This window comes from Nocardiopsis alborubida (assembly GCF_012396365.1).
Lineage (GTDB): Bacteria > Actinomycetota > Actinomycetes > Streptosporangiales > Streptosporangiaceae > Nocardiopsis > Nocardiopsis alborubida.
This window is the reverse complement of the sequence record NZ_JAAXPG010000014.1, coordinates 90,928-109,094: the sequence shown is the minus strand read 5'-3', so window position 1 is coordinate 109,094 and position 18,167 is coordinate 90,928. Positions and strand designations below refer to the sequence as shown.

The window sequence follows — 18,167 nt, the reverse complement described above, 5'->3', positions numbered from 1 at the left end:
TCCGCGGGAAGGGTGTTCAGTACTCCAGCTCCGGGCGCAGCGGTCCCCCCACCCTGTGCAGGTGCCGCAGCACCTCGGCGTAGGAGCGCAGCAGGCCCGTCTCGTGGTAGGCCAGCCCGTACCGCTCGCACGCGGCCCGGACCAGCGGCTGCGCGCGGCGCAGGTTGGGCCTGGGCATCGACGGGAACAGGTGGTGCTCGATCTGGTAGTTCAGTCCGCCCAGGACCAGGTCGGTCAGCGGCCCGCCTCGGATATTGCGCGAGGTCAGGACCTGGCGGCGCAGGAAACCCGTCTTGGTCCCCTCCTCCAGGACGGGCATGCCCTTGTGGTTGGGCGCGAAGGAGCACCCCATGTACAGGCCGAACAGGCCCTGGTGCACCAGGACGAAGCACAGCGCCTGGAGCGGGGTGAGCGTGAGCAGGACGATCGTGAGGTAGCCGCCCAGGTGGAGCGCCAACAGCACGCCCTCCAGGACGCGGGTCCGCACCGGCAGCGTGTCCCCGGCCAGCTCGCGCACCGAGGCGACGTGCAGGTGGAAGGCCTCCAGGAGCAGCATCGGGAAGAACAGCCACGCCTGGCTGCGGGCCAGCCACCGGGCCGGGCCCCGTCTGCGCAGCAGGGCCTGCTCCCGGCTGAAGGCCAGGGCGGCCCCGGCGATGTCGGGGTCCCTCCCCTCGTGGTTGGGGTGGGCGTGGTGGCGGTCGTGCTTGCCGACCCACCAGCCGAACCCCAGTCCCACCAGCAGGTTTCCGTGTATCCGTCCGATCAGGCGGTTGACCCGCTGACTGGCGGAGATCTGCTGGTGCCCGGCGTCGTGCCCGATGAAGGCCGTCTGGGTGAAGAGCACCGCGAGCACCGCGGCCGTCACCATCTGCCACCAGGAGGGCCCGATCAGCACGAAGGCCGTCCAGGTCGCGGCGAGCAGGGACAGTGTGACGGTGATCCGCAGCGCGTAGTGGCCCGGTCTCCTCCTCAGCAGTCCGGACTCGTCCACGGTCCGGGAGAGGACGGCGAAGTCGCTTCCCCTCCGCTGCCGCGTTCGTGTGGCGTTGGCGGAATCCGTCTGGTCACCTTCGGTCATCAACCAGGGCCTCCTCCGTTGTCGCGTGCACCGGCGGGAGGTCCTGCGTCCCGGCGGGTCCCAGGAGCCTGCGGACCCGGACCGGCGGGGACGCCAGCCGCGGGTCCACGCCCGGCGTTCGGGCCCGGATACGGGCCCCGACCAGGAGGGATATACCCGCAGAGCCGAAGAAGGTCACACCGGTCGGGTCGACGACGACGGAAACCGGGGCGGGGGTGTCGGCGGCGGAGGGCGGACGGAGCGTGCAAGGAGCCATGAGTGGAGTGCTCCACCATCCCCGGGGCGGACGGGCCGTGCTCGGGCCGCTCCGGACGAAGAGACGTGCGCGCGATGGGCGCGTCACGGGTGCGCGGAAGAGGGCACGGGTCCCCGGCCCGTACCGGGATCGGGGCGGCCCGGGTCCCGCACGGCCGGAACGCGCGTCGGCGCACCCCCGGCCCGGCGGGCCGGACTCTCTCCGAACGGAGCACCATCCCCGTTCGGTTGTCAGACTACACGCGCGCCCCTCGCCCCTCCCTGACGCGACGGGGGCGCCCGAGCCGTCCACGGCCCACGCCGTGTGTCCTCGGTGCCGTCCCTCAGGAGCCGAGGCGGCGCAGCGCGTCCTCCCAGCGGTGGCGGCGATCAGCCTCAGGCAGGTCCCACCAGGGCGTACCGCGCTCGCCCAGGCCTTCCTTGGCCAGGGCCACGCGTGCGCGCGCACGCCCCTCGGCGTCCCGGTCCCCGGCGCGCAGCGCGGCGGCCACGTCCCTGCGCGCGGACATCAGGTGTTTCACCAGGCGCTCGCGTACCGGTTCCGGCAGCCGCGGGTCGCTCGCGCGCCAACGGCGGCCGGAGACCACGACATAGCGCCCGTCCTCGGTGCGTTCGGGCATGTCCGTGTGGTGCCCGCGATCGGTCCCGGGCAAGCGCCGGTCCGACCGCCCGCGCAACGCCTCGCCGCCGTGATCTTGCTACCAGCGTCACTTTGGGCGGCGAACGTGACGCTGGTAGCAAGATCACCGCTCATAAGGCGTGTGTTGTCCACAGGTCACGAAGAACCGCAGACGTCAAGGGCGGCTCTACCGCACGGTTGGGACATGGACACCTCTGTTGCGCGCCCCTACACTGGCGCCGTCTCAGCCACTACCGCATACCACCCCACCTCAACCGCCACCGGCTCCCACCCCACCGCCGCCGCGCTGGCGACGGCCTCACGGCAGTACGGCCTCCTGAGCTGGAGCCAGGCCCGCCACGCCGGACTCACCAAGAGCGACGTGCGCAGGCTGCTGCGAAACGGAACCTGGGGGCACCCCTATCCAAGGGTGTACTCCGTGCGCGCCCTGCTCGGCCTCGCCGACCCCGCCCTGCGCCTCCGAACAGCGGCGATGGCCGCCCAGCTGGCGCTCGGTCCCCGGTCCTTCGCCGCTGGCGAGACCGCCGCGCGCCTGTGGGGGATGCAGGGTCTGCCAGCATGGGACGGGTTCTCGGTCCACATGGTCATACCGGCACTCGGTGCCCAGAGGCACGTCCACGGCATCACCCTGCACAGCTGGGACACCCTCCCCGAGGAGGTCGGCACCATCGGCCACGGCATCCGTCTGACCACCCCGGGCAGGACCCTGCGGGACACACTCCTACAGGTTGACCGGGAGACCGCCGTGTGCCTCATGGACTCGGTGCTCAACCAGGGCCTGGTCCGCGACGAGGACGTCGAACACCTGGAACTCGCCAATCGCGGACGCAGGGGGTGCGTGCGGATACGCAGCTGGTGGCCCCTGGCAGACGGTCGTTCGGCGAGCCCGTTGGAGACCCGCGTGCGCCTGGTGTGCACCGACGGCGGTCTGCCGCCCACCGACTTGCAGCGCCGCTTCCACGACGGCACCGGAAGGCTCATCGGTGTGGTCGACTTCTGGTGGGAGGAGTTTGGGCTCATCGGTGAGGCGGACGGTATCGGTCCGCACAGCCAGCCCCACGTGCTGGCCAGGGACCGCGAACGGCAGAACGCCCTACAGACATGGCACCCGCAGACCCGGGTCGTCCGGTTCACCTGGCGGGACCTCCAACGCCCCGAGTACATACTGGTGACCATCGTCCAGGCCGGGGCACGCACCCCGCGGACGTGACGATCTTGCTACCAGCGTCACGTTCGCCGTCCAAAGTGACGCTGGTAGCAAGATCACCGATACACGGCACGGTGTCCGGGTGGCCTCAGGACCGGTCGGCCTCGTCCAGGAAGGCGGCGATGTCGGCGGCCAGTTCCCCGGGGTGCTCGCCGTTGATCGCGTGCGAGGCCTCCGGGTAGACCCGCACCGTGCCGTGGGGCAGGGCGCGCTCGGCGGTGGCCGCGGCGGTGTCGGGGTCGTGCATCACCGACCGTCCGGCAATGAACGCCAGCACGGGCATGTCCAGGTCCGCGAGGGCCTCCTCGCTGATCCGGCCGGGCTGGGGCAGTTTGAGCGCGTAGTCCTGCATACCGGACTCGATCATCCGGGCGACCGGCACGTCCTCCACCGGCGCCCCGCCCGCGGTCCAGGAGTTGAACCCGTCGTGCCAGGAGCGCGGCAGCCAGGGCAGCGAGGCGGGCAGGGAGCGCAGGATCGTCTCCAGGGGCATGTCGTCGAAGACGAACACCGGGTCGACCAGCGTCACCGAGGCCAGGAGCGCGGGTTCGCGGACGGCCAGATTGGCCGCCGTCCAGCCGCCGATCGACAGCCCCACCAGGTGGAACTCCTCCTCGGGCAGACCGTCCAGGGCCTGGTGCAGCCACGCCGCCTGGTCGGCGTCGTCCTCGACGGGCCGGTCCTGCACGCTCATTCCGGGTTCGCCCAGCAGGTCGACCGTGTAGACGTCCCCGACCTCCAGCAGGGAGGGCAGGTTGTCCGCCCAGACCGGCGAGGGCGCCGCCCGGCCGGGCAGCAGGACCAGCGGGCGCTCCCGGTCCCCCTCGCCCTCGCCCTCGCCCTCGCCCTCGAAGCGGTACATCCGCACGACGCCGTAGTCGGTGCGCACGTCGATCTCGGCGTCGGTCCGGGGCAGGTCCGCCATCGCGCTCTCGTAGGCGCGCATGAAGGCCTCCCGTCCCTCGGCCGAGCGCCAGTGCCCCACCGGGGAGGGCGTGCGCAGGGCGGCCGCGGCGAGGAGCACCCCGGCGACCACGACGCACGACACGAGGAGCCAGCGGTTCCGCTTCTTCTTGTCCATCACATTCCCTAACCGCTTGGTAAGTAATCTGACCATACGGTAAGTTCTGGAGTCATGACAAGAGAGGACCCCCGGTCGCCGGGGCACGGGCACGGGCAGGAGCGGGGGCAGGGGCAGGAGCCGCGCAAGCTCACCCTGACCGAGCAGGCGCGGCGCGCGCAGCTCATCGACGTGACGGTCCGGCTCATCGCCGAACACGGGGACGCGGCGACCTCGCTGGCCCGCATCGCCGAGGCCGCCGGAATCACCAAGGCGGCGGTGCTGTACCACTTCCGCTCCAAGGACGCCCTGGTGCGCGCGGCGCACGAGAGCGCGCTCACCGGCCTGGTCGAGCACGTGGGCCGGGCCGTGGAGAGCGCCGACGCCGAGCAGGCCCCCGCCGCCTACATCCGCTCGATGGTCGGCTACCTGCGCGACCACCCGGGGCACACCCGGGTGGTCATCGCGGCGGTGAGCGACGACGACCGCCGCTCCAGCGAGCGCTGGCGCCCCCTGGCGGACCTGATGGCGGCCGCCCGGCGGGCGCGCGGAACGGATTCGGGCACGGAGGGCCCGGCCCTGGAAGGGACGGACCTGCGCACCATGGCGCTGATCGTCGGCGGCGGCATCGACGCGATCGTGGCCGAGCACCTGGACCACCCCGACTACGACCCGCTCGCGGCGGCCGAGGAGCTCGTCACCATGCTCGACGGCGTCCTCTTCCCCTGACCGCGCGTCCCCTCACCATCACCGCGCCCGGGGCTGGGTCAGGCGGCGAGCACGTCAGGGACTCGGGTCAGGCGAGCAGAGCCGGGCGGGCGCGTCAGGCGAAGGCGGTTCAGACGGGGGCTCCGGAGCGGAACCGCTCCCGGTAGGCGAGGGCCGCTTCCGTCAGACCGTCGAGCGCGTCGCGCGTGCGCACCAGCTCGGCGATGTGCTCGGTGAGCCGGTCGCGCTCCTGGGCCATGCGCTCGATCGCCGCGTCGGAGTTGCTCTCGCTGGGCGCCTCGGCGCAGGGCAGCACCTCGGCGATGGTGCGGCTGGAGAGCCCGGCGGCGTACAGCCGCTGGACGAAGGCGACGCGCTCGACGGCGGCCTCGGTGTAGTGCCGCTGCCCGCTGGCGCTGCGGATGCTGTTGAGCAGCCCCTGCTCCTCGTAGTAGCGCAGGGACCGGACGCTCACACCCGTCCGTCTGGCCAGTTCTCCGATGCGCACGGTTTCCTCCCTCGTGACCTGCGGCACAACCGCTTGCCTCTCACATCAATGTGAGGTTTTAGCGTAGTCGACGTGCCCGCCCGGGGCACACCGACCACGGAGGAGAACCCGTCGTGACCAGCCTGTTCCAGTCCTACCGACTCGCCGGCCTGCACCTGCCCAACCGGGTGGTGATGGCGCCGATGAGCCGCATCCGCGCCGCAGAGGGCGGCCTGGCGACGCCGTCCATGGCGGCGTACTACGCCCAGCGCGCGACCGCCGGACTGATCGTCTCCGAGGGAGTACAGCCGAGCCTGGTGGGGCAGTCCAACCCGGGGACACCGGGACTGCACACCGACGAGCAGGTCGCCTCCTGGACGCCGGTGACCGACGCGGTGCACGCCAACGGAGGCCGTGTCTTCGCCCAGATCATGCACGGCGGGCGCGTCTCGCACCCCGAGACCACCGGTATGCGGCCGGTCGGCCCCTCGGCCGTCGCGGCGGTCGGCGACGTGTTCACCCCGAGCGGCCCCCAGCCCGTTCCGGTGCCGCGTGCGCTGGAGGAGGCCGAGGTCCCCGAGCACGCCGAGTCCTACGCCCGGGCCGCCCGCCGCGCCGTCGCCGCCGGGTTCGACGGGGTCGAGCTGCACGGGGCCAACGGCTACCTGATCTCGCAGTTCCTCTCCGACAACGCCAACCTGCGCACCGACTCCTACGGGGGCTCGGTGGCCAACCGGATCCGGTTCGCCGTCGAGGCGGCCGCCGCCACCGCCGACGCCGTGGGGGCGGAGCGCACCGGCATCCGCCTCTCCCCCGGCGGCGGGTTCTGGGGGGTCGAGGAGACCGGCGTGCGCGAGCTGTACACCGCGCTGCTGGCCGAGCTGGCCCGGATCGGGGTGGCCTACGTCCACCTCGAAGCCACCACCGACGAGGAGCTGCTGCTGGAGCTGCGCCGCGCCTGGCCGTCCACCCTCATCATGAACCCGACCGTTCCCATGGGTCCCAAGCAGACCGACCGGGCCGAAGCCGACCGCTGGCTCGGGCTGGGGGCCGACCTCGTCAGCTTCGGCCGCGCGTTCATCGCCAACCCGGATCTGGTGGAGCGGATGCGCACCGGGCTGCCGATCGCCCCGGTGGACGAGGCGACCTACTACCAGGGCGGCGACCGGGGTTACCTGACCTACCCGGCGTACCAGTACAGCGCGTAGGCCGCGGAACGCGGCGGCCCTTCCGGGAAGCTCCCCGGAAGGGCCGCGCTGGATGGAAATCGGACGCGGACGCTGCCGCCGGGGCCCCAGACGCGGATGCCCGGACACACGACCAGGGCATCCACCCCCACAACGCGTTCCGGTATGCTCCGGACGGCATCCGCGCCGCCCGGCGGCGGACGGCGCGACGCCCTGCTCGCCCGCCCGCGAACCGAGGGAGGCCCCGTGCCGACGACCACCGCCCCTGGACCGCTGTCATGAAGCTGTCGAGGGTGGCACCGGAGTTGCGCGGCCCCCTGCTCCGTTCACCGGAGATCCCCGTACACCGCCCCTGGGCCCTGCAACTCACACGCAAACTGATGGAGGACCTGGACGCCCAGCACCTGCCCGGCGTCACACTGGAACTCCCCGAGGAAGCGGCCCCCGGCGTCCGGGTCTACCGACCCGACGAGAAGCGCTCGGACGGCGCGCTCGTGTGGATCCACGGCGGCGGCCTGGTCATGGGCCGTTCCGTGCAGGACGACCCGCTGTGCAACGCCACCGCCCGGGAACTGGGCGTCACCGTCGTCTCCGCCGAGTACCGCATGGCCCCCGAGGACCCCTACCCCGCCGCCCTGGACGACTGCCACTCCGCCTGGACCTGGCTCCAGGACAACGCCGCCTCCCTGGGCGTGGACCCCGCGCGCGTGGCCATCGGCGGCCAGAGCGCGGGCGGCGGGCTCACCGCCGCACTCGTCCAGCGGCTGCACGACGAGGGCGGAACCCAGCCGATCGGGCAGTGGCTGCTGTGCCCGATGCTCGACGACCGCACCGCCGCCCGGCGCGACCTGGACAGGGTCCGCCACCGGATCTGGAACAACGAGGTCAACCGCTTCGGCTGGCGCTCCTACCTGGGCACCGAACCCGGCGCGGCCACGGTCCCGCGCTACGCCGTGCCCGCACGCCGCGAGGACCTCGGCGGCCTGCCGCCCGCCTGGATCGGCGTCGGCGACATCGACCTGTTCCACAACGAGTCCCGCGAGTACGCGCACAGGCTGCGCGACGCCGGCGTGGACACGACCTTCCACCTGGAGCCCGGCGCTCCCCACGGGTTCGACTCCTGGGGTGCCGGGACCTCCGTCGCCCGCGGCTACCTCGCCACCGCCCGGACCTGGCTGGAGAAGGCCCTGGCCCGGGAGCTGGACGGCTCCTGAGGCCGCGATCCTGACACCCCGTTCCCGAGGTGCCCGTTCCCGAGGCCCCGAACCCGAGTCCCCTGTCCCCGGGTCCCGGGCTCGGCCCGCCCCCGGCCCCCGATCCCGCGGGCGCCCGCCCCCCGGGCGGAGAACACCGGCATCATAGGGAGGGGACGCAGCCACACGACGGGAACGTGCATGACCGGAGCAGTCGAGACGGGCGCCAGGAAGAGCGCGGACGGCCGGGCCTCCGCGCTCGCGCTCTCGCTCGCGACGCGGATCAGCGAGCTGGCGCGGACGGGCGGCCTGGACGAGGGCGCGCACCTGACCGAGCAGTGGATCGCCGACCGGCTCCAGGTGTCGCGGTCCCCGGTCCGGCGCGCGCTGGCGCTGCTGGACGAGATGGGGATCGTCGAGCACATCCCGAACCGGGGGTACTTCCTCACCCGACCGGGCAGCGAACTGGCCTCCGTGGACGCCGCGCCGGAGCGGGACGGGCAGGAGGAGCTGTACTTCCGTGTGGTGGACGACTTCCTCAACGACCGGCTCGACCGGGAGTTCACGGCCGCGGAGATCGCGCGCCGCCACGGGGTGGCGGCCCGGCACGTGCAGCAGGTGCTGGTCCGGATGGAGGCCGAGGACCTGGTGCGCCGGCGGACGGGCCGGGGGTGGGAGTTCCAGGAGGTGCTCTCCACCGCTGAGGGGCACGACCACAGCTACCGGTTCCGGATGATCGTGGAGCCCGCCGCGCTGCTGGAGCCGGGTTTCGCGGTGGACCCGGAGGCCTTCGCCCTCCACCGGGAGCGCCAGGAGGGCCTGGTGCGGGGCAGGGCGCTGTCGTCCGCGCGCGGCACCCTGTTCCAGACGGGGGCGGAGTTCCACGAGATGCTCGTGGGGTGCGCGAACAACCCGGTCCTGCTCGACGCGGTGCGTCGGCAGAACCGGGTGCGCAGGCTCATCGAGTACCGCCACCAGGTGGACCGCACGCGGATGGTGCACCAGGCCCGCGAGCACCTGCTCCTGATGGACCTGCTCAAGGAGGGACGGGTCGAGGAGGCGTCCCGGGCCCTGCACGCGCACCTGGACCGGGTCCGGTGGATCAAGACCGGGATCGGCGCGGAGCCGCCCGCCCTGCTGTGACGGACGGCTGCCGTCGCCCTCGGGCGCCCGGCCGTCTCAGGGGCGGCGGTCCGCGAAGCGGCGCGCCACGTAGGGCATCGTGCCCCCGTGCCGCAGGTAGGCGACCTCGTGCCCCGAGTCCAGGCGCAGCAGCACCGTGTGCTCCCGCGCGCTCCCGTCGGCTCCGGTGACCCTGAGGACGAGCGGCGTCACCCCGACCCCGATCCCGCCGAGCCCGAGGACGGTCAGCCGCTCGCTGCCGTCGAGTTCCAGGTCGGCGGCGGTGCTCCCCTCGGGGAACAGCAGCGGCAGGACCCCCATGCCGATGAGGTTGCTGCGGTGGATGCGCTCGAAGCTCTCCGCGATCACCGCCCGCACGCCCAGCAGGGCCTGGACCTTGGCCGCGACGTCGCGGCTCGACCCCGTCCCGTAGGAGCGGCCCGCCACGACCACGAGGTCCACCCCGGCCTCGCGGTAGGTCGCGGCGGCGTGGAAGACCGGTTCCACGCGCGAGCCGTCGAGGACGCGGGCGCGCCCTCCCCCGCCGCGTTCGTCCTCCGGCAGGAGCAGGTTGGCCACGGCCGGGTTGGTGAAGGCCCCGCGCAGCATCACCTCGGCGTTGCTGCGCCGGGTGGAGTACTGGTTGAGGTCGCGGGGCTCGGTGCCCAGTTCCCGCAGGTAGGCGCCCGCCAGGCTGTTCCGCGGGATGGCCCCGGCCGGTGAGATGTGGTCGGTGGTGACGTGGTCGCCCAGCCACAGCAGGACCCGGGCGTCCTCGACCCGGACCTCGCCGCCGGGCTCGGGGCGCACGCCGGTGAGGTAGGGCGGTCGGCGGATGTAGGTGGAGCGCCCGTTCCAGGGGAAGTGCGTGCTCCCGGCCGCGTCCAGCGCCCGCCACTGCTCGGTGCCCTCCCAGACCTCGGCGGCGTTCTCCCGGAAGGCCTGGGGGTCGACCGCCTCCTCCGCCACGCGCGCGACCTCCTCGTCGTCGGGCCACAGGTCCGCCAGGTACACCGGGTTCCCGTCGCGGTCGCGGCCCAGGGGGTCGGCGGCGAAGTCGTGCAGGACCGTCCCGGCCAGGGCGTAGGCCACCACGAGGGGAGGCGAGGCCAGGTAGGCGTGCGAGACGCGCGGGTTGACCCGGCCGGGGAAGTTGCGGTTGCCGGACAGCACGGCCGCGGCCTCCAGTCCCTCCCCGGCCAGCTCCTCCAGTTCGGGGACCAGGGGGCCGGAGTTGCCGATGCAGGTCATGCAGCCGAAGCCGACGGTGTGGAAACCGGCGGCTTCCAGGGGCTCCATCAGCCCGGCCTTCTCCAGGTAGCCGACGACCACCCGCGAGCCCGGGGACAGGGTGGTCTTGACCCAGGGCCTGACGCGCAGGCCGCGTTCCATGGCCCGTGCCGCGAGCAGGCCCGCCTGGATCATCAGCGCGGGGTTGGCGGTGTTGGTGCAGCTGGTGATGGAGGCGATGCCCACCGGTCCGCGCGGAAGGGGTTCGCCGAAGAGGTCCTCCCCCTTCGCCGCCGCGGCGTCCTCCACCGGAGCGGACGCGGTCTCCAGGAAGGAGGCGGGCACCCGGGACAGCGGAACCCGCTGGTCCGGGCGGTGCGGACCCGCCAGGCAGGGCTCCACCGTGTCCAGGTCGAACTCCACGAGCCGGTCGAAGCGCGGCTCCGGGGAGTCCGCGCCGCGCGCCAGCCCCTGGGCGCGCATGTAGGCGTCGACCGTCTCCACGTGCTCGTCCTCGCGCCCGGTCAGGAGCAGGTAGTCGCGGACCTCGCGGTCGTAGGGGAAGTAGGCGCACGTGGCGCCGTACTCGGGCGCCATGTTCGCCACGGCCGCGCGCGCCGACCAGGACAGGCCCTCGACCCCCGGCCCGCAGAACTCCACGAACGCGTCCACGACGCCCGTCTCGCGCAGCAGCTCGGTGAGCGTCAGCGCCAGGTCGGTGGCGGTGACGCCGCGCCGCAGGCCCCCGGTGAGCCGGACGCCGACGACCTCGGGGAAGTTGAGCATCACGGGTTCGCCGAGCATGGCGGCCTGCGCCTGGAGTCCGCCTACCCCCCAGCCCAGGACACCGATCGCGTTGATCATCGGCGTGTGGCTGTCGGTGGCCACGAGGACGTCGGGGTGCAGGAGGTCGGGGCCGTCCCCGCCGTCCTCGCGCCAGACCACGCGGGCGAGGGTCTCCATGTTGACCTGGTGGATGATGCCCCGGCCCGGGGGGACCACGCGGAAGCCGCGCACGCTGCGCTCGGCCCACTTGACGAACTCGTACCGTTCGGCGTTGCGCCGGAAGTCGATGTCGAGGTTGCGGGCGAAGGCGGCGGCCGAACCGTGCGCCTCGGCGATCACGGAGTGGTCCACGACCAGGTCGGTGGCGATGACCGGGTTGACGTCCGCGGCGTCGCCGCCCAGTTCGGTGACCGTGTCGCGCAGGGCGGCCAGGTCGGTGAGCGTGGGCAGGCACGTGGTGTCGTGCAGCATCATCCGGTTGGGGTGGAAGGGGACCTCGCAGCCCCCGCGGCCCGAGCGCACGCGGGCGAGCACCGCGGGCAGGGCCTCGGGCGCCCGGCGGGCCACGTTCTCCACCAGGACGCGGACCGTGTAGGGCGTGCGGTCCAGCTCGTCGGGGGTGAGCAGCCGGTCGAGCGCGACGTAGCGGAACTCGCTTCCGGTCGCACTGAGTACCGCTGTCGCGGCGGTTCTGGCCACGGAGTCGTCCATCGTCTCCCCACGGTGGTCCTCGGGTGCGCCGGTGTACCCGGCACACCCATGATTGTTCTGGCAACGAGACTAATACAAAGTGGGAATACTCCGTGGACCCCGCCCCCGGGAACGACCACCCGCCCCCTCGGGACGCCCCTCCAGGTCGCGTCCGACCCGCCCCCCTTCCCGCGATCTTGTCCTTGCAGCGGGGTTCGAGCGCCCAACCTCGCTACAAGGACAAGATCACCGAGGCCAGAACGCCGCACACCGCACCGGCAGCACCCGGTGGCACCCGGGCCGACGCGGGGCGAACCGGGAGGCCCCCGAGGCCACCGAGCACTGATCTCGGGTTCCGCATATTGCACTCGCGTTCATCTTGGTGCAATATCTCCAGGTATGTGCCCCGCCTCACGAGGCACACGTCACACAGGGGCCGGGCCCGGCACCGGTCACGCGATCCGTGGGGGAAGCAATGCAGATAACGGCTCCGAGCCGGCGCGAGGCGATCGCGGGTGCGATCGGAGCGGTCGCCCTCGCCGGTGCCCTGGTGGAGGTCCGCGCTGGCGAGACCTCCCGTGAAGCGGGTACGGGCGGTGGGCGCCTGGAGGTCGTGGTCCCCGCCGCGGCGGGCGGCGGCTTCGACACCGTCGCCCGGCAGACGCAGTACGCGCTCCAGCAGAACGGCCTGGCCAGCGGGGTCGAGGTGCTCAACCTGCCCGGCGGAGGCGGCACCGTGGGCCTCAACCACACGGCGCAGCAGCGCGGGCGCGGGGACGTGCTCATGGTGATGGGCAGTTCGATCCTGGGCGGCATCGAGATCACCGGTTCGCGGACCACCCTCGCCGACATCACACCGCTGGCCCGGCTGGCCGAGGACTACATCGTGGTCGCGGTCCGCCAGGACTCCCCGCTGCGGTCCCTGGAGGACCTGGCCGCGGCCTGGACCGAGGCTCCCCGCGACCTCGTGGTGGGCGGGGGCGCCATCGGCACCTCGGACCACCTGCTGGCCGCGCTGATGCTCGACGGACTCGGGATCTCGCCCTCCGAGCTCAACTACATCGTCTACTCCGGCGACGGCGAGGTGCTGACCTCCCTGCTCTCGCACACCTCCGACATCGCGGTGTCCAGCTACAACGGCTTCCAGTCGCAGATCGAGGCCGGGGAGGTGCGGGCGCTGGCCGTCTCCGCCGCCGAACCGCTGCCCGGTGTGGACGTCCCCACGCTGCGCGAGGCGGGCATGGACCTGGACCTGGCCAACTGGCGCGGCCTGGCGGCGCCGGGCGGGCTGGGCGAGGACGAGCGCGAGGTCCTGCTGGACCTGGTCCACGCGCTGGTCGGGACGCCGGAGTGGCAGGACACCGTGGAGCGCTTCGGGTGGCGGGAGGCGTTCGTCGCCGGGGAGGACTTCGACGCGTTCCTCACCGAGGAGACCGCGCGCCTGGAACAGATCATCGAGGGATTGGGGTTGTCGTGACCCGAGAAGGACCCGCCGGGGTGCAGTCCCCGGACACCGGCACGGGAACCGGGACGGAGGCCGGGCCCGCGGCCGAGAGTGGAGGCGGCACCGGCGCCCCGGAGCCCGGACCCGCGGTCGATCCCGCACCCGCCACCCTCGGCGCGGCCCTGGCCGTACCCGCGGTGACCCTGGTGACGGCCCTCCTCCTGCTCGTGGGGGGCGTGGCGATCCGAGCACCGGAGAGCAGCGGCTTCCTGGGCCCGCAGTTCTTCCCGCTGACCGTGGGCGCCCTCCTGGGCGTCACGGCGTGCGTGACGGGGGTGCGCGCGTTCCTGACCGTGCGGCGGTCCCCGTCCTCCGGGACCTCGACCGATCCGACCGCGACCGGCTCGGGCACCGGCTCCGTCCCTGTCACCGATAGCGCGGCCACCGGCTCCGACGCCAACGCCACTGACAACTCGGAGAGCGCACACGGCGACTGGCGCACCCTGGGCATCATGGCCGCGACCCTGACCGCCCACGTCCTCCTGCTCCAGCCGCTCGGCTGGCTGGTCTCGGGCACCCTGCTCTTCTGGGGCGTCAGCTTCGCCCTGGACCGGCGCTCACCGCTGCTGGACCTGTGCGTGGCCGTGGCCCTGGCCGCGATCGTGCAGATCTGCTTCTCCGGTCTGCTGGACGTGTCGCTGCCCAGCGGCCTGCTCGGAAAGGTCCTGTGACACCGTGGACACCTTCTCCCTCCTGATGTCGGGGTTCGCCGAGGCGCTGACCCCCGTGAACCTGCTGTGGTGCCTCCTCGGCGTGGTCCTGGGCACGGCCGTGGGCGTCCTGCCGGGTCTGGGATCGTCCATGGCGGTCGCCCTCCTGCTCCCCCTGACCTTCCTGCTGGAGCCGACCGCGGCGTTCATCATGTTCGCGGGCATCTACTACGGCGGACAGTTCGGCGGCGCGACCACGTCCATCCTGCTCAACACCCCCGGGCAGAGCTCCTCGATCGCCACCGCGTTCGAGGGCCACGCCATGGCGCGGGGCGGGAGGGCCTCCCAGGCGCTGGCCGCGGCGGTGATCGGCTCCTTCATCGGCGGCATCGTGGCCACGACCGTGGTGGCCTTCTTCGCCCAGCGCATGGTGGTCCTGGCACTCGGGTTCGGACCGGCCGAGTACTTCGCGCTCGCCGTCCTGGCCTTCGTGTGCACCGCCGCCGTCGTGACCTCCTCCCCCCTGCGGGGCATCGCCGCGCTGGGCATCGGCCTGGCGGTCAGCGTGGTCGGCATCGACGACCAGAGCGGGGCCGTCCGCCTGACCCTGGGCGTCCCGCAGCTGCTGGACGGGGTCAGCATCGTCGTGATCACGGTCGGGCTGCTGGCCGTGGGCGAGGTCCTGCACACCGGCTTCCGGCCGAGGCGGGCCTCCGCCGGGCAGCTGGTCGCGTCGGGCACGCCGTGGCTGGGACGCGCGGACCTGCGCCGCTCCTGGAAGCCCTGGCTGCGGGGCACGGCGCTGGGCCTGCCCTTCGGCGTGATCCCCGCGGGCGGCGCCGAGATCCCCACCTTCCTGTCCTACGGAACCGAGAAGGCGCTGGCCAAGCGGCGCGGTAACAGCGAGTTCGGCCGGGGCGCGATCGAGGGCGTGGCCGGTCCGGAGGCGGCCAACAACGCGACCACGGCGACCGCGATGGTCCCCCTGCTCGGGCTCGGCCTGCCCACGTCCGCGACGGCCGCCGTGATGCTGGCGGCGTTCCAGCAGTACGGGATGCAGCCGGGGCCCCTGCTCTTCGAGCAGGAGGGCGACCTGGTCTGGGCCCTGCTGGCCAGCATGTTCATCGGCACCTTCCTGCTGCTGGTGATCAACCTGCCCTTCGCCCCGCTGTGGGCGCGGCTCCTGCGCCTGCCCCAGCGCCACCTGTTCGCGGGGCTGATGGTCTTCGCCGCGGTGGGCGTGTACTCGGTCAAGGGCTCGGTGTTCGACGTCGCCCTGCTGTTCGCGGTCGGCGCCCTCGGGCTGCTGATGCGCAGGTACGACATCCCCGTGGCGCCGGTCCTCATCGGCGTCATCCTGGGGCCGCTGGCCGAGAGCGAGCTGCGCCGGGCGATGGCCGCGAGCCAGGGGGACGTGTCGATCCTGTTCGACAGCGGCATCGCGGTCGGCATCTACACCATCCTCGTGGCGGTGGTGGCGGCCTTCGCGGTCAAGCGGGTGCGGGACCGGCGCCGGTCCGCGACCCCGGCCGACGAGCGCCGGGTGGACACCGTGTAGAACCAGATGGTCACGTCATCGGATGACCCCGGGGGACCCCCAGCCCCCGGGGCGCCGCGGCGTCGGACGGGGAGTACACGGACGAGGGGGAGAACGTTGGGAAGCGGCCGCGTCAGGGGGGCTTCGTGGCTCTGGCCACTGTTACTGAGCGTCATGTGCACCCACACCGCGCTCAACCTCGCCCGCCCCCTGGTCTCCTACCGGACGATCGCCCTGGGCGGTGACGCCGTCGCGGTCGGCCTGGTCACCGCCGCCTACGCGCTGCTGCCCCTGCTGGTGGCGGTCCCGCTGGGGCGGGCGACCGACCGGTCCCGGCGCACGGCGTGGATCGTCGGCCTGGGCGCGGCGGTGCTCGGCGCGGGCTCCCTGCTGCTCGCGTACGGCACGGGACTGTTCGCGATCGCCGCGGCCAGCACGGTGCTGGGCATGGGCCACCTGCTGTGCATGGTCGCGGGTCAGGGGCTCATCGCGCGCCTGGCCGCACCGGGGAACCTGGACCGCGACTTCGGGTGGTTCACCGCGGCGGCCTCCCTCGGCCAGCTCGTGGGACCCCTGCTGTCGGGCGCGATGCTGGCCGACGCGTCGGGGGACGCGCTGCTGTCGGCGACCTCGTCCGCCCTGCTCGTCGCCGCGGTGACCGGCGGGCTGGGGCTGGTGCCGATCCTGGCCTTCGCCCGGGTGCGCATGCCCGCGCCCGCGCGCGAGAAGGGTTCGGAGAGGCCCCCCGCACGGGAGCTGCTGCGCAGGCCGGGCCTGCCCTCGGGGCTGTTCGCCAGCCTCGCGCTGCTCTCGGCCGTGGACATCCTCACCGCCTACCTGCCGCTGGTCGCCGAGAACCGGGGCATCTCGCCGATGATGGTCGGCGTCCTGCTGAGCCTGCGCGCGGGGTTCTCGCTGCTGTCCCGCCTGGTGCTGTCCCGCCTGGTGCTCCGGTGGTCGCGCGAGACGCTGATCGCGGTCAGCGCCGGAGCCGCGGGCCTGTCGATGGCGGCGGTGGCGCTGCCGGTCAGCAACCTGTTCGTGCTGGGGTCGGTGCTGGCCGTCGGGGGGTTCCTGCTGGGCCTGGGCCAGCCGCTGACGATGTCGGCGGTGGCCACGGCCGCACCGGAGGGCTCGCGGGGGGCCGCCCTGGCGCTGCGGATCTGGGGCAACCGGCTCGGGCAGGTCGGGATCCCCGCCGCGGGCGCGGGGGTCGCGGGCGCGGTGGGCGCGCCCGGGGCGCTGTGGTTCGCGGCGCTGGTGCTCGTGGCGTCGGCGTTCACGGCGGCCAAGCGGATCTGACCCGCCGGGGCCCACGGGGCGCGTGGGAAGCGCAAGGCGTCAGGTGTGCATGGGGCGCATGAGCCGCACGAGTGCCCCCGGGGCGTGCGAGGCGGGTGGTCAGCGCAGGCGCCGCAACCGTGCTCGCCCGTCCCGGAACCGGACCCGGGAGACGCCTCGGCGCGAACGCACGGACCCCGCGCACTCCCCTGGTCGAACACCCCCCGGGGGCGTACGATGAGACGTTAGGTGTGTCGGCAGTCGGGTCCATCCGGTCCCGGCGTCTCCACGGAACCAGGCAACGTGAACCACCCCGCCCCCTCCCCCGCACAGCGCGTCTACCGTTCCCGGACCACCAGACAGGCCGTCCACGACTGGTGCTGGGACAGGCTCAACGCCCAGTCCCTGCTCACCCCGCTCGCGACCGTCCCCTGCTCCCTGGGCGTCACCCGCGTCTTCAGCGCCTCCGGAGGCCCCGGCACCCCGGTCCTCGTCCTGCCCGGATCGGTCCTGAGCACGGCCACGCTCCTGGACGCCGTCGGCGTCCTGTCCGAGGACCGCCCCGTCCTGATCGCCGACCCGCCCGGGCAGCCCGGCCTCAGCGACGGCGACCGCCCCCTGGTCGAGCGCCCGGCGTACTACGGCGGCTGGTTGGACGAGGTGCTGCCGCAGGTCACCGACCGGCCCGTCCTGGTCCTGGGCCACGGCATCGGCGCGGCCATCGCGCTCTCGGCGACCCCCGGCCCCCTGGTGGCCGGGCTCTGCCTGGTCAACCCCGGCGGCCTGACACCGGCGACCGGCGGCACCGCCCTGGCAGCCGCCCTGGTGCGCTGGAGGTTCCACCCCGGCACCCGGTCCAGCTCCGCGCTGCTGCGCGCCATGTGCGGCCCCGGCGCGGCCGAAGCCCGTGACACCACCCTGCTGGAGTGGACGACCCTGGTCGGCCGGTCCTGCCGCGCGGTCAACGCGCTGCCGCCCCGGCCGCTGCGCGCGGAAGCCCTCCACCACTGGGGGCGGACCCCGGTCAGCGTCGCCACCGGGTCGCACGACCCCTTCTTCTCCCCCGATCTGCTGTACAGCCCGGCCCTGCTCTTCCTGGACGCCGCTGTCCACACCGTCCGGGGCGCGGGGCACCTCGCGCTGCACGAACGCCCCGACCTGGTGCGGGACCTGCTGCGGGGGCTCCCGGGCGCCTGAGGCCCCGGGCCGCCGGCGCGGCCCGGGGCCGGGGCCCGGGGTCAGGCCTCGGTGTCGGAGCCCGGCTCCTCGGGGGCCTTCAGCGGCTTGACCAGCGCCCAGCCGCCCATGAACACGGCGAAGGCGAGCATGCCCAGGCCCGACCACAGGTTCAGGTTCGTGCTGCCCTGTTCGATCTGCTCCGGCGTGGTGAAGAACCCCATGACCGTGAGCACGACGCCGTAGATGGCGAACAGCAGCGCGATGACGGTCCGGATGTCGAAGACCCGGGAGGCGGTGCGGCCCCTCCTCTTTCCGGGGCTGTCAGCACTCATCGGATGACCTCCTTGCCAGCTTGTCTCAGCACGGGTGC

General features: G+C 73.2%; 17 protein-coding genes. 10 read left to right on the top strand and 7 right to left on the bottom strand.

Annotated elements, in window-relative coordinates; all coding sequences use genetic code 11:
• Positions 1–16 precede the first annotated feature (16 nt).
• The 3 genes from HGB44_RS16150 to HGB44_RS16140 all read right to left on the bottom strand — a co-directional run bounded on the left by HGB44_RS16150 (position 17) and on the right by HGB44_RS16140 (position 1,956).
• Complete coding sequence (locus HGB44_RS16150; protein ID WP_061078600.1) at positions 17–1,081, bottom strand: fatty acid desaturase family protein; 1,065 nt, start codon at positions 1,079–1,081, stop codon at positions 17–19.
• Positions 1,068–1,337, bottom strand: coding sequence for an STAS domain-containing protein (locus tag HGB44_RS32845; RefSeq protein ID WP_061078599.1), 270 nt, complete (start codon positions 1,335–1,337; stop codon positions 1,068–1,070). The genes HGB44_RS16150 and HGB44_RS32845 overlap by 14 nt, the downstream gene beginning before the upstream one ends.
• A gap of 322 nt (positions 1,338–1,659) precedes the next feature.
• Positions 1,660–1,956, bottom strand: coding sequence for a hypothetical protein (locus HGB44_RS16140; protein ID WP_061078598.1), 297 nt, complete (start codon positions 1,954–1,956; stop codon positions 1,660–1,662).
• 204 nt (positions 1,957–2,160) lie between these two features.
• Here HGB44_RS16140 and HGB44_RS16135 point away from each other — a divergent pair, with 204 nt between their 5' ends.
• Positions 2,161–3,186, top strand: a complete 1,026-nt coding sequence (locus HGB44_RS16135) for an endonuclease domain-containing protein (RefSeq protein WP_231972223.1) — start codon at positions 2,161–2,163, stop codon at positions 3,184–3,186.
• Positions 3,187–3,271: 85 nt separating this feature from the next.
• On the opposite strand, the gene HGB44_RS16130 is transcribed toward HGB44_RS16135, so the two are convergent.
• The gene (locus HGB44_RS16130) at positions 3,272–4,264 is read right to left on the bottom strand and encodes an alpha/beta fold hydrolase (RefSeq protein ID WP_061078597.1); all 993 of its coding nucleotides are present in this window, start codon (positions 4,262–4,264) and stop codon (positions 3,272–3,274) included.
• Between the two features lie 54 nt (positions 4,265–4,318).
• On the opposite strand from HGB44_RS16130, the gene HGB44_RS16125 reads away from it, so the two are divergent.
• Positions 4,319–4,972: a TetR/AcrR family transcriptional regulator gene (locus HGB44_RS16125; protein ID WP_231972222.1), complete on the top strand. Its 654-nt coding sequence runs from the start codon at positions 4,319–4,321 to the stop codon at positions 4,970–4,972.
• A gap of 109 nt (positions 4,973–5,081) precedes the next feature.
• Here the strand turns inward: HGB44_RS16125 and HGB44_RS16120 are convergent, their stop codons facing one another.
• Positions 5,082–5,459: a MerR family transcriptional regulator gene (locus HGB44_RS16120; RefSeq protein WP_061078596.1), complete on the bottom strand. Its 378-nt coding sequence runs from the start codon at positions 5,457–5,459 to the stop codon at positions 5,082–5,084.
• A gap of 113 nt (positions 5,460–5,572) precedes the next feature.
• Here HGB44_RS16120 and HGB44_RS16115 point away from each other — a divergent pair, with 113 nt between their 5' ends.
• The 3 genes from HGB44_RS16115 to HGB44_RS16105 all read left to right on the top strand — a co-directional run bounded on the left by HGB44_RS16115 (position 5,573) and on the right by HGB44_RS16105 (position 8,961).
• Entirely contained in the window at positions 5,573–6,646 is a 1,074-nt protein-coding gene (locus HGB44_RS16115) for an alkene reductase (protein ID WP_061078595.1), read from the top strand.
• A 257-nt stretch (positions 6,647–6,903) separates the two neighbouring features.
• On the top strand, positions 6,904–7,839 hold the full coding sequence (locus HGB44_RS16110) for an alpha/beta hydrolase (protein WP_061078594.1): 936 nt from the start codon (positions 6,904–6,906) through the stop codon (positions 7,837–7,839).
• Positions 7,840–8,019: 180 nt separating this feature from the next.
• Entirely contained in the window at positions 8,020–8,961 is a 942-nt protein-coding gene (locus HGB44_RS16105) for a GntR family transcriptional regulator (protein ID WP_061078593.1), read from the top strand.
• Between the two features lie 36 nt (positions 8,962–8,997).
• Here the strand turns inward: HGB44_RS16105 and acnA are convergent, their stop codons facing one another.
• Positions 8,998–11,667: an aconitate hydratase AcnA gene (gene acnA, locus HGB44_RS16100; RefSeq protein WP_061078592.1), complete on the bottom strand. Its 2,670-nt coding sequence runs from the start codon at positions 11,665–11,667 to the stop codon at positions 8,998–9,000.
• A gap of 454 nt (positions 11,668–12,121) precedes the next feature.
• On the opposite strand from acnA, the gene HGB44_RS16095 reads away from it, so the two are divergent.
• The 5 genes from HGB44_RS16095 (at position 12,122) to HGB44_RS16075 (ending at position 17,815) form a co-directional block, all read left to right on the top strand.
• Positions 12,122–13,123 (top strand): Bug family tripartite tricarboxylate transporter substrate binding protein, encoded by a 1,002-nt coding sequence (locus HGB44_RS16095; RefSeq protein WP_061078591.1) that lies wholly within the window; start codon positions 12,122–12,124, stop codon positions 13,121–13,123.
• Positions 13,120–13,821 (top strand): tripartite tricarboxylate transporter TctB family protein, encoded by a 702-nt coding sequence (locus tag HGB44_RS16090; protein WP_061078590.1) that lies wholly within the window; start codon positions 13,120–13,122, stop codon positions 13,819–13,821. Before HGB44_RS16095 ends, HGB44_RS16090 begins: the two co-directional genes overlap by 4 nt.
• 4 nt (positions 13,822–13,825) lie before the next feature.
• The gene (locus HGB44_RS16085) at positions 13,826–15,358 is read left to right on the top strand and encodes a tripartite tricarboxylate transporter permease (protein WP_231972221.1); all 1,533 of its coding nucleotides are present in this window, start codon (positions 13,826–13,828) and stop codon (positions 15,356–15,358) included.
• Between the two features lie 96 nt (positions 15,359–15,454).
• Positions 15,455–16,639, top strand: a complete 1,185-nt coding sequence (locus tag HGB44_RS16080; RefSeq protein WP_267909096.1) for an MFS transporter — start codon at positions 15,455–15,457, stop codon at positions 16,637–16,639.
• Positions 16,640–16,921: 282 nt separating this feature from the next.
• Positions 16,922–17,815 carry an alpha/beta fold hydrolase gene (locus HGB44_RS16075; protein ID WP_061078588.1) on the top strand — a complete coding sequence of 298 codons (894 nt, stop codon included), beginning with the start codon at positions 16,922–16,924 and terminating at the stop codon, positions 17,813–17,815.
• 41 nt (positions 17,816–17,856) lie between these two features.
• On the opposite strand, the gene HGB44_RS16070 is transcribed toward HGB44_RS16075, so the two are convergent.
• Complete coding sequence (locus HGB44_RS16070) at positions 17,857–18,129, bottom strand: hypothetical protein (protein ID WP_061078587.1); 273 nt, start codon at positions 18,127–18,129, stop codon at positions 17,857–17,859.
• Positions 18,130–18,167 lie beyond the last annotated feature (38 nt).